This is a genomic window from Streptomyces sp. NPDC107562, assembly GCF_055657325.1.
Genome location: NZ_JBVKBE010000016.1, coordinates 111,946 through 123,329, shown reverse-complemented (window position 1 = coordinate 123,329; position 11,384 = coordinate 111,946). Strand labels below are relative to the sequence as shown.

The window sequence follows — 11,384 nt, the reverse complement described above, 5'->3', positions numbered from 1 at the left end:
GCCTTGCGCCGTTCCGGGTCCTGTGTCGTTCCGGGTCCTGCGTCGTCCCGGGCCTTGCGCTGTCCCGGGCCTTGCGTCGTCCCGGGTCCTGTGTCGTTCCGGGTCCTGCGTCGTCCCGGGTCCTGCGCTGTCCCGGGCCTTGCGTCGTCCCGGGTCCTGCGCCGTTCCGGGTCCTTCACTCCCGCGGGTGACATGTGCGGCGGCGACGTACCCTGGAGACCCCCGGCCCGCACCGCGTGTCGGGTGGTTCGCGTTGCCCACCCCCGGCTCGTCGCGAGCCCGGTCAGTCATCAGCCCCTGTCATCCCGGACGGAAAGCCCCCCATGAGCCTGCACGGTCTGCTCGACGCCGTCGTCAAGGACGCCGCACTCGCGGAAGCGATCAAAGCGGCCACGGACGGCAACCGGACGCACGTCGACCTGGTCGGCCCCCCGGCGGCCCGCCCCTTCGCGGTCGCCGCGCTGGCCCGCGAGAGCGGCCGCCCGGTGCTGGCGGTGACGGCGACCGGCCGCGAGGCCGAAGACCTCACGGCGGCCCTGCGGACGCTGCTGCCCCCGGACGGCGTCGTGGACTACCCGGCGTGGGAGACGCTCCCGCACGAGCGGCTGAGCCCGCGCAGCGACACCGTGGGCCGTCGCCTCGCCGTGCTGCGCAGGCTGGCCCACCCCCGGCCCGACGACCCCGAGACCGGCCCGGTCTCCGTCGTCGTGGCACCCGTGCGCTCGGTGCTCCAGCCGCAGGTCAAGGGCCTCGGCGACCTGGAGCCCGTGGCACTGCGGGGCGGGCAGACGGCCGACCTGAACGAGATCGTCGACGCCCTCGCCGCCGCCGCGTACGCACGCGTGGAGCTGGTCGAGAAGCGCGGCGAGTTCGCCGTACGCGGGGGGATCCTCGACGTCTTCCCGCCCACCGAGGAACACCCCCTGCGCATCGAGTTCTGGGGCGACGACGTCGAGGAGATCCGCTACTTCAAGGTCGCCGACCAGCGCTCCCTGGAGGTCGCCGAGCACGGTCTGTGGGCCCCGCCCTGCCGTGAGCTGCTGCTCACCGACGACGTGCGCGCCCGCGCGCGCCGGCTCGCCGAGGAGCACCCCGAGCTCGGCGAGCTGCTCGGCAAGATCGCCGAGGGCATCGCGGTCGAGGGCATGGAGTCGCTCGCGCCGGTCCTCGTCGACGACATGGAGCTGCTGCTCGACGTGCTGCCGAAGGGCTCCATGGCCGTCGTGTGCGACCCGGAGCGCGTACGCACGCGCGCCGCGGACCTCGTGGCGACCTCGCAGGAGTTCCTCCAGGCGTCCTGGGCGGCCAGCGCCGGCGGCGGCGAGGCGCCCATCGACCTCGGCGCGGCCTCCCTGTGGTCGATCGCGGACGTCCGCGACCGGGCGCGCGAGCTGGACATGATGTGGTGGTCGGTGTCGCCGTTCGCCGCCGACGAGGAGCTGGACGCGGCCACCCTCAAGCTCGGCATGCACGCTCCGGAGACCTACCGCGGCGACACCGCCAAGGCGCTCGCCGACACCAAGGGCTGGCTCGCCGACGGCTGGCGCACGGTCTACGTCACGGAGGGCCACGGCCCGGCCGCCCGCACCGTCGAGGTGCTCGGCGGCGAGGGCATCGCGGCCCGGCTGGACGCGGACCTGGGCGACATCTCCCCGTCCGTGGTGCACGTGGCGTGCGGCTCGATCGACCACGGCTTCGTGGACCCGGCGCTCCGGCTCGCCGTGCTCACCGAGACCGACCTGTCCGGCCAGAAGGCCGCCGGCCGCGACGGCCAGCGCATGCCCGCCCGCCGCCGCAAGACCATCGACCCGCTCACCCTGGAGGCGGGCGACCACATCGTCCACGAGCAGCACGGGGTGGGCCGCTACATCGAGATGGTGCAGCGCACCGTGCAGGGCGCGACCCGCGAGTACCTGGTCGTGGAGTACGCCCCCGCCAAGCGGGGCCAGCCCGGCGACCGCCTCTACATCCCCACCGACCAGCTGGAGCAGATCACCAAGTACGTCGGCGGTGAGGCGCCCACGCTGCACCGCCTCGGCGGCGCGGACTGGACGAAGACCAAGGCGCGGGCCAAGAAGGCCGTCAAGGAGATCGCGGCCGACCTGATCAAGCTCTACAGCGCGCGGATGGCGGCGCCCGGGCACGCGTTCGGCACGGACAGCCCCTGGCAGCGCGAGCTGGAGGACGCGTTCCCCTACGCGGAGACGCCGGACCAGCTGACGACCATCGCCGAGGTCAAGGAGGACATGGAGAAGTCCATCCCCATGGACCGCCTGATCTGCGGCGACGTCGGCTACGGCAAGACCGAGATCGCGGTACGGGCCGCCTTCAAGGCCGTGCAGGACGGCAAGCAGGTGGCGGTCCTCGTGCCGACCACGCTGCTGGTGCAGCAGCACTTCGGGACGTTCAGCGAGCGCTACGCGCAGTTCCCGGTGAGCGTGAAGGCGCTGTCCAGGTTCCAGACGGACACCGAGGCCAAGTCGGTCCTGGAGGGTCTGCGGGAGGGCTCGGTGGACGTCGTCATCGGCACCCACCGCCTGTTCTCCTCGGAGACCAAGTTCAAGGACCTCGGGCTCGTCATCGTCGACGAGGAGCAGCGGTTCGGCGTCGAGCACAAGGAGCAGCTGAAGAAGCTGCGCGCCAACGTCGACGTGCTGACGATGTCCGCCACCCCGATCCCGCGCACCCTGGAGATGGCGGTCACCGGCATCCGCGAGATGTCGACGATCACCACCCCGCCGGAGGAGCGGCACCCGGTGCTGACCTTCGTCGGCCCCTACGAGGAGCGGCAGATCGGCGCGGCCATCCGCCGTGAACTGCTGCGTGAGGGCCAGGTCTTCTACATCCACAACCGGGTCGAGTCCATCGACCGCGCGGCGGCCCGGCTGCGCGAGTTCGTCCCCGAGGCGCGGATCGCCACCGCGCACGGGCAGATGTCGGAGACGGCGCTGGAGCAGGTCGTCGTCGACTTCTGGGAGAAGAGGTTCGACGTGCTGGTGTCGACGACGATCGTCGAGTCCGGCATCGACATCTCCAACGCCAACACCCTGATCGTGGAACGCGGTGACACCTTCGGCCTGTCGCAGCTGCACCAGCTGCGCGGGCGCGTCGGCCGCGGCCGCGAGCGCGGCTACGCCTACTTCCTGTACCCGCCGGAGAAGCCGCTGACCGAGACCGCCCACGAGCGGCTCGCCACCATCGCCCAGCACACCGAGATGGGCGCGGGCATGTACGTCGCCATGAAGGACCTGGAGATCCGCGGCGCCGGAAACCTCCTCGGCGGGGAGCAGTCGGGCCACATCGCGGGCGTCGGCTTCGACCTGTACGTCCGGATGGTCGGCGAGGCCGTCGCGGACTACCGACGGCAGCTGGAGACCGGCGAGATCGAGGAGGAGCCGCCGCTCGAGGTCAAGGTCGAACTGCCCGTCGACGCCCACGTCCCGCACGCCTACGCGCCGGGCGAGCGGCTGCGCCTCCAGGCCTACCGTGCGATCGCCTCCGCCAACTCCGAGGAGGACGTGAAGGCCGTACGGGAGGAACTCGTCGACCGGTACGGCAAGTTGCCCGAGCCGGTGGAGAACCTGCTCCTGGTTGCCGGTCTGCGCATGCTGGCGCGCGCGTGCGGCGTGGGCGAGATCGTGCTCCAGGGGAACAACATCCGTTTCGCGCCGGTGGAGTTGCGCGAGTCCCAGGAGCTGCGCCTCAAGCGGCTCTACCCGGGGACGGTCGTCAAGCCGGCGGTGCACCAGGTGCTGGTGCCGCGTCCGAAGACGGCGAAGGTGGGCGGGAAGCCGTTGGTCGGGCGAGAACTGCTGGGCTGGGTCGGCGAGTTCCTCGCGTCGGTCCTGGGGTCGTAGCCGCCGGGGCCGGGCATGTGTCGCCGCCCGCGGGTGCCGCGCACCGCGGGCGGCTGCGCACGCCGACTACGGCTGCTGGGGCTTGTCGCGGTCCATGCCGATCCTGCCCTCGATGTTCTGCTGGGCGCTGTCGACCTGACCCTCGTACTTGTTGCCCGTCCTGTCGTTGGCCTTCTTCTCCGCGGCGTCGGACATCTGCCGGGCCTTGTCGTGTGCTGCCTTGTGGCTCTTGAACCTGTCGAGGATGCCCATCCAGAGCTCCTTCCAGAGGTGTCCCAGAACCGACGATACGCCGGGAAGAGGACGTATGCCGGAAAAGGGGCCCTATGGTCTGGACCTCTCGACGGCTACCGTGTCCTCACGGAGTGAGGCCGCGACGAGCACGACAAGGGGTGGGGACGCATCGTGAGGCGTCTGAGGGGTGGGGCGACGGCCGCAGGGGTCGCCGCGGCACTGTGCTTGACGGCGGGGTGCACGGAACAGGGCGCCGCCACCGATGGCCCGCGGGATGCGGCCGCCGGTGGCGCGGCTCTCACGGCGGCGGAGTCGCTGCCGGTGAAGGGGCGCGCGCCTCGCACGGGGTACGACCGGGACCGGTTCGGCTCGCCCTGGGCGGACACCGACTCCAACGACTGCGGCACCCGCGTTATCTCTATGGTTCGCGCCCTGATGGAACTTTTCTCGCAGCGTACGTGGGGTGTGGTCGGCTGTGCGTAGTGAGAGGCACGTGAGTCACGGGCTCCTGCGGACTCGCGGGAAGAAGGCCGTGCTCTCGGTCGTGGTCGTCGCCGCGTTCGGCGCGGGTTGTGATGGCCTGGAGCCGGGCGGGAGTTCCGCGGGATCCGGGCCGGAAGCAGCTGCCGGCCAGGCGGTGAGCCCTTTGGCGAATCCCGACGGGACGAAGCCGGGGCTCGTCGCGCTCACGTCGGAAGCGGACAAGGCCCACGCGCGCAAGCTCATCCAGGAAATCACTACAAAGGGGCGTGGCCCGAAGACGGGCTACGAACGGGATGAGTTCGGCTACGCGTGGATGGATACGGCGGACGGGGTGCCGCTGGCCAGGAATGGTTGTGACACGCGGAACGACTTGTTGAAACTCCATGGGAGGCACGTGCAGTTCCGTTCAGGTTCCGACTGCGTGGTTGTTGCGATGGACCTGTACGACCCGTACACCGGCAAGGACATCGCTTGGAAGAAGGCGAAGGCCACCGAGGTGCAGATAGACCACGTGGTCCCGCTCTCCTACAGCTGGCAGATGGGCGCCGCCCGATGGCCGGAGAGCAAGCGCGAGCAGCTGGCGAACGACGTGCTCAATCTGCTTCCTGTCGAAGGGCGCGCGAATTCGGCGAAGCGGGACTCGGGGCCCGCGTCCTGGTTGCCGCCGAACAAGGAGATCCGGTGCTCGTACGTGGTGCGCTTCGCCCAGGTCGCCGAGAAGTACGAGCTCCCGGTGACGGCGGCGGACAAGACGATGATGCTGAAGCAGTGCCAGGGCTGACAGCATTTTCATGTCTGTCCCGCACCCGGGGTTGCGGGGTCCCTCTCGGACGTGGTGGCTGAGGTGCGCAGTCATGGACGCTGCCGATCTCGACCGTCAGGCCCGGACGTTGTCCGGCTGCATTCCTCCACTCCTGGTCTCCCGGCTTCTTGAGCTCGGCCACAGTGACGAGGTGGAGGCCCAAGCCCGTCGCGGAGAATGGTTCTGCGCGCGGGCCTGGGCGCAGCTACTCAGTGACCAGGGTCGGCAAGCCGAGGCGCTGGAGGTGCTTTCGCCGTACGTTGCCACTGGCTGGTGGTCGGCGGCCCGGACCCAGCGGAGCTGCTGGAGAGCTGGGGGCGGGCAGAGGAAGCGATTGCGCTGGCCCTGCCGTATGCGAGCACGGGAGGGCCCCCGTTGGAGTATTTCGCGCGCCTGCTGGCGCGGCACGGGCGTACGGACGAGGCGGTCACTCGACTGAGCGCCGGAATCGATGACCGGCTTCTTGCTGTCGCTCTGGTCGACATCGCCGAGGGAGCAGGCCGGGATGAAGACATCGCCGCGTTGCTGGCTGCCCGCATCCCGGACCAGCACCGGTGTGACAGTCCATGGTGCTGCCGCGGTCTCGACCCCGACGACGCAATCGGGCTGCTCGCCACGATCCGTGAACGCCAGGGCCGGGTCGACGAAGCGATCGCCCTGCTGCGGAGCAGGCACATGACGTCGGTCAACAACCGGGATCAGCTGGCCGACCTACTGGCGAGACACGATCGGATCGAGGAACTGCGCGCCTATGCGGCGACCGATCACCTCGGTCACGCCGCGCAGCGTCTGGCTGATGCACTGGAGGAGCGCGGTGACGTGGAAGGCGCGATTGCCGTGTGCCGGCAGCCGGGCGACTCGCAGGACTTGCGGTGCCACGGCACGGTGCGACTGGCGGAGCTCCTGGCACGGCATGGTCGAGGGGGCGAAGCCCTCGATGTGATGCGGGTCCTGGCCGAGGCCTGGAACGGGGACGACTGGATCCTGCATACGTGGTCCAGCCTGTGCCTCGAACAGGGCCGCCCCGAGGACGGCCTGGCGCATCTCGACGCCCTCGCCGCCTCCCGCGGGGGTGAGGAGGAGTGGGACCTGTACTGGATACGGTTGCCGCTGATCGCCGCCCGCGACGGCATCGACGTAGCGGTCGCCCAGGCCCGCTCCCACCCCGAGGGCGCCACCTCGTACGCGGCCCCGCACATCGCCGAACTGCTCGCCGGCGCCGGACGCACCGAGGAGGCTGTTGCCGTTCTCGAACCGCACGAACCCGCGAACAGCAACGAACTTGCCGGCTACCTCATCGATCTGGGGCGCGTCAACGACGCCGTCGTGATCCTTCAGCAGCGTGATCCCGGGCCGGTACGGCTGTCCGGCTGACGGCACTCAAGCCGGACAGCCGCGGGTGGCGGTGGAACGCGAGCTACGGGGACGGAACAGCCCGCATGGCGCGGCGGAGGCCGGCTCGTGCGGCGGTGAGGTCGTCCTCCGCATCGCGCAGTTGGCTCTCCAGGGCGGCAATCTGGCCCCTGGCCTCTGACAACGCCTGCTCCAGCGCGGTATTCCGCTGCTCGATCTGCTGTACCCGATCGATCAGCTCGTGCTGGTTCACGCCCTCCAACTCGGCGCCGAGAGAGAGCCTGACCCGGTTACGGAGCCGATCGCGCTCCTTCTTGAGGTCCTTGATCTCTTCGCGGGCCAGGGCGAGGTCTGTCTGCAACCCCGCCGGAGACACCTGCGATGCCTCCGGAGCGAGGAAGTTCTGACGCCCCCGCGTCCGCTGGGCGGTGATGCCGTCCTGAACGGCCTGGTGGACCTGGGGTTGGTTGTAGACGAACCACGTGGACACCGAGGCTTCTCTGGCTACTTGGGCGACGGTGATCCGTCGTCCCGAGCGGAGAAGGCTGTCCACGGCGTCGAGTGCACGCCTGGTCTTGTCTTCGCTGTCCTTGGCACGGCTGACGCGCAGCCGCTCGATCCGGGCGTTCCGGTCGTTGCCGCCAGAAGCAGCAGGGAAATTCATGCGGGGTTCCGTGTCGTGAGTGCCTGCAGGGGGATGAAGGGCGCTGCCGAACGTGCCTTGCGCAGCTCGCGTGAGGCGGATTCGACGGCGGCCCGCTCCTCGGCGGGCAGGGCGTCGAGCTTCCGCCGCATCTCGTCGGCCGACTTCGAGTAGGCGCGGACCTGGTCGTCGAGATTGCGCACGACCCAGTCGGCGGCATCCATCGCGAATGCGGCCTCTTTGTCGGCCCGCAGGTCCGCGATCTGCTGTTCCAGGGCAGGCAGGTAGGAGGGATCAGGCCGGTAGAAGTCGCATCCGGCGCACTGGAAGCGGATGCGACAGTGCCCGCCGCCGGCCTTGACGTTGCTCGGCTCGGTGCAGCCCCCGTAGGGGACCCCGACGCTTTCCACCTCGTAGGCGAGGGGATCGCTGAATCCGCGGGCTGCTCCGTTCCGGTCGACGGCAAGTGCCGCGACGGTGCGCACGGCCTCCTGCTTTCGGCTGAGGGAGACCTTGTAATAGCCCATGGTCACATCCAGCGAACGGTGGTCCATGAGTTCCCGCAGTACGTCGGGGCGGGTGCCCGCGTCCGCATGACGCTGGGCGTACGCGTGACGGAAGCCGTACGGGACGACCTGGGTGCGGTCGTAGGCGAGCGGGGCGCCGTCCTCGTCGAGCCGGTCGTCCACGAGGTCAGGGATCAGTTCGTCGACCCAGTTCCGGAAGATCCGGTTGCAGAACTGCGAAGCGTTCAGATGTCCGCGGCGTGGGCGGTTGCGTTGTCCCGGTGAGGGGAAAAGCCACTGGGCGCAGGCTGGTACGGCCGGTAGTGCATCGAGCTCTTTCTGCCAGGCTTCGATCAGCTGGGCGGTGCTCTCCGAGATCGGCAGCCGACGGCCGTGGCGGCGCCGTTTGTGGTTGTCGTAGATCAGCGTCGGTTTGCCGTCGACCCGCTCCAGGCAGTCGCGGCGCAGGCTGGTGATCTCGCCCGGGCGCCGGCCGGTGTCCCGGAGGACCGCGTAGACCACCTGGTACATCCGCGCGAAGTCGACGGCCGCCCAGCCGCCGCTCGCGTACCCCGTCGAGGTGCCCAGCAGATCGAGGTGCGCGTCGAGCTGAGCGATGACGTGCTCGGGGACCGCACGGCCGAGATCGTCCTCGGTCACTTCCACGGCGGCGATGCTGTGGAAGCGGGGGTTGAGCGCGAACCCGCCGGGCACGTGGTCCATCATCCCGGCCTGCCGTGCGTACGCCAGGAACGTGCGCCAATGGCGTAGCAGGGCTCTGCGGTGGCTGGTCGAGTAGTCGTGACCGTCCTCGGGACGCTTGGTAATGCGGAACATGTCCACTACGGCGTTCATGTCAGCCATGGCGAGGAGCCCAGGCTCATCCCCATGGGGGCGGCCCGCCAGCGCGGAGGACGCGATGGTCGCCGCGTAGACGGTCTGCCGTAGGTCCATGACGTTGGGGCGTGCCGTGCGGCCGTACTCCTTGGCCAGCTCCCGTAGCCAACGCTGCCGCACCGGACGGAAGTCGATGTCGCCGTGGACAGCGGCGTACCTGCGCCCGCGCCCTGCGGTCAGCCCGATGAGGGCGCACTCCCACACGTCGCCCGAGGTCGGATCGGTGCCCTCGAACTCGACGCGTGCGCGTCGGACGTGCAGGAGAACACCGTTCAGGACACCGGCGGCCGCCGCCGGAAGCCCGGAGGAGAAGGTGGCGTCCAGGTCGAGGAGCGAGCCGAGTCCGGCGGGAAGGCCGGACACAATGCGGCGTACCCGCTGGGGGACCAGGCTGATCCCCGCGTCGTCGCGCTGCTGGAGCCCGTACAGGAGCTCTTGGCGGACCGCCGGGCTCACATCGGCGAGTGAGAACTGGGAGACGCCTGGCATCGCCCCGTTCGCGGAGGTGTTGGGCCTGCGCCGGGACGGATCCGGGATGTGCGTGGTGTCGAAGTCCGCAGGGTTCCCCAGGAGATAACGGGCTTTCCTGCAGGCATCACAGCGGGAAGCGTTGCTCGCCACATGGGTGGCGCAGCAGGCCACGGAGCAGACGAACACGCTGGTCGTCGGGTTACCGGGATCGGCGGTGAACAATGCCTGCACGGGGTCCCACTCACCTGCCCGCCAGTCCGACGGCAGGCGCGCCGCGAGCCATGGCGGCCACTCCGGCTCACCGGAGACGGTGGCAACGACAGCCGAGCGGAGAGGCGCAACGGTCATCGGAGCAGCTCCGAGGCGAGACTGTCGACGGCTGCGACGGCTGCGACGGCTGCACGGAGATCCTCGTCCTGGGCGTGCACGTACACGGCTGTGCTCGCCGAGGAGGCATGGCCCAGGAGTGTCTGCACGACGTCCGGAGCGACCCCGTTGCGGATCCAGCGGGTGGCGGCAGTGTGCCGCATCATGTGCGGCCGGGCGGTCAGACCGCAGCGCCTCCCGATCCGTTCGAGCACTTGCTTGGCGTTGGAGTAAGACAGGGGTCGTCCCGCGTGGACGCCGACGAGGTTGACGAAGACGTAGCCACAGACGTCGGCGTCGGCCACCTGTTCACGCTCGGCGAGATGATCGCGGTACCGATGGACCACCTCTGGCGTCAGTGGAACCGTGCGAGGGCGCCCGGACTTGGCCCGTGCCCCGTTGACGTTGTCCTGCCGGGGCCTGACGTGCAGGTGTGCGCCACCGGTCCGGCAGCCGAGGTGTGTGGAGTCGGGGAGCAGATGCATGTCCTCGCGCCGCAGCCCGAGGACTTCGCCGATGCGGAGGCCTCCTTCCAGGAGGACGGTCAGCAGCAGCCGGTCACGCGCGGTGCGAGCGGCGTCGAGGATCCGATCCGTCTGGGTGCGGGTGAGCGTCTGTGGTGCCCGCTCGATCTCCGGCGCCTTCAGGACGCGGGCTTTGACCATCAGGTGCTGGCCGCCCTCACCGGGGTCGAAACCGGCTGGGGCGTGGGTGAGGAAGCGCGGTTCGCTGAGACGCGCCGCGACCTCGTGATCCACATGGCCCTGGACTGCGCAGAAGCGGAGGAACTCACACACCGCGGTAAGGGTGGCGTTGACCGTCTTGCCGACCGGAAGCCGTCCGTACCGGGTCGGTGTCCGCTCGATGTGGAACTTGAACAAGCTCACGTCCCCGAGTCGGACGGCCTTCCAGTCGGCGCCCCGCTCTGTGCACCAGTTGAGGAAGCGGCCGATCCGGGGGATGTATGCCCGCTGTGTCTGCGGTGACCGCCCGGCTCCGCGCAGGTACAGGGAGAACTCCCGAGCCTCAGGGTGAGGGGCGTAAGTCTCCTCGTCGACCAGGAGCCAGGTGATCTCGCCGGTAGCAGGCGACACGGCCTTCTCTGCACGTAACGTCACGGGATCTGCTTCCTGTCTCCTATGTCACTCATGTGCCTCATGGCATGACTGATAACTGCAAGGGACAAGAAGGGGTCACGGCTGTGCCTCATGTGCATCGAGGTCAGGAGGGAGATAGAGATAACCCGCGACGACATACTCAAACGCGACCTCGACGACGTGGAGTTCGGTGACGGCGGTTGCGAGGTGTCCTCCGGGACGCTGGACCCCGACCCCTACACCGGCGAGGACGTCGCCTTCGTACGCGGCCGCAGCCAGGTGGACATCGACCATGTGGTCGCCCTCTCGGACGCCTGGCAGAAGGGCGCCCAGCAGTGGGAGCCCGGCAAGCGCATCGCCTTCGCCAACGACCCGCTGAACCTGGTCGCGGTCGACGCCGGCACCAACCGCGCCAAGGGCGACGGTGACACGGCGACCTGGCTGCCGCCCAACCGGTCCTACCGCTGCGCCTACGTCGCCGCGCAGGTCGCGGTGAAGAGGAAGTACGGGCTGTGGGTGACGACCGCCGAGAAGGCGGCGATGACCGGCGTCCTCGACGACTGCCCCGGGCAGCGGCTGCCCACCGGGGGCAATCCCACCGAGGCGCCGGCCCGCTTCCACGCCGACTGAGGGAGGGGAGCGAGGTCCCGGAAAACCCGTACCGCCCGGCGGGGC

The 11,384-nt window shown here is 69.7% G+C and carries 7 protein-coding genes and 1 pseudogene; 4 read left to right on the top strand and 4 right to left on the bottom strand.

Annotation, left to right across the window (positions count from 1 at the left end):
- Positions 1-323 precede the first annotated feature (323 nt).
- Positions 324-3,857, top strand: coding sequence for a transcription-repair coupling factor (mfd, locus tag ACZ7LV_RS32935; RefSeq protein WP_471944807.1), 3,534 nt, complete (start codon positions 324-326; stop codon positions 3,855-3,857).
- 66 nt (positions 3,858-3,923) lie between these two features.
- Here mfd and ACZ7LV_RS32930 read toward each other — a convergent pair whose 3' ends face one another.
- On the bottom strand, positions 3,924-4,109 hold the full coding sequence (locus ACZ7LV_RS32930; RefSeq protein WP_471944805.1) for an antitoxin: 186 nt from the start codon (positions 4,107-4,109) through the stop codon (positions 3,924-3,926).
- 514 nt (positions 4,110-4,623) lie between these two features.
- Here ACZ7LV_RS32930 and ACZ7LV_RS32925 point away from each other — a divergent pair.
- Both ACZ7LV_RS32925 and ACZ7LV_RS32920 read left to right on the top strand, forming a co-directional pair.
- Positions 4,624-5,355 carry an HNH endonuclease family protein gene (locus ACZ7LV_RS32925; protein ID WP_471944803.1) on the top strand — a complete coding sequence of 244 codons (732 nt, stop codon included), beginning with the start codon at positions 4,624-4,626 and terminating at the stop codon, positions 5,353-5,355.
- A gap of 294 nt (positions 5,356-5,649) precedes the next feature.
- The gene (locus ACZ7LV_RS32920) at positions 5,650-6,750 is read left to right on the top strand and encodes a tetratricopeptide repeat protein (RefSeq protein ID WP_471944801.1); all 1,101 of its coding nucleotides are present in this window, start codon (positions 5,650-5,652) and stop codon (positions 6,748-6,750) included.
- A 43-nt stretch (positions 6,751-6,793) separates the two neighbouring features.
- Here ACZ7LV_RS32920 and ACZ7LV_RS32915 read toward each other — a convergent pair whose 3' ends face one another.
- From ACZ7LV_RS32915 to ACZ7LV_RS32905, 3 genes are read right to left on the bottom strand one after another with little or no spacing between them, the layout of a single operon-like run.
- The gene (locus ACZ7LV_RS32915; protein ID WP_471944799.1) at positions 6,794-7,393 is read right to left on the bottom strand and encodes a DUF6262 family protein; all 600 of its coding nucleotides are present in this window, start codon (positions 7,391-7,393) and stop codon (positions 6,794-6,796) included.
- The gene (locus ACZ7LV_RS32910; protein WP_471944797.1) at positions 7,390-9,594 is read right to left on the bottom strand and encodes a tyrosine-type recombinase/integrase; all 2,205 of its coding nucleotides are present in this window, start codon (positions 9,592-9,594) and stop codon (positions 7,390-7,392) included. Before ACZ7LV_RS32910 ends, ACZ7LV_RS32915 begins: the two co-directional genes overlap by 4 nt.
- Entirely contained in the window at positions 9,591-10,730 is a 1,140-nt protein-coding gene (locus ACZ7LV_RS32905) for a tyrosine-type recombinase/integrase (RefSeq protein WP_471944795.1), read from the bottom strand. The genes ACZ7LV_RS32910 and ACZ7LV_RS32905 overlap by 4 nt, the downstream gene beginning before the upstream one ends.
- A 123-nt stretch (positions 10,731-10,853) precedes the next feature.
- On the opposite strand from ACZ7LV_RS32905, the pseudogene ACZ7LV_RS32900 reads away from it, so the two are divergent.
- A pseudogene (locus ACZ7LV_RS32900) lies at positions 10,854-11,339 on the top strand (HNH endonuclease family protein); the annotation flags it as partial.
- Positions 11,340-11,384: the final 45 nt, after the last annotated feature.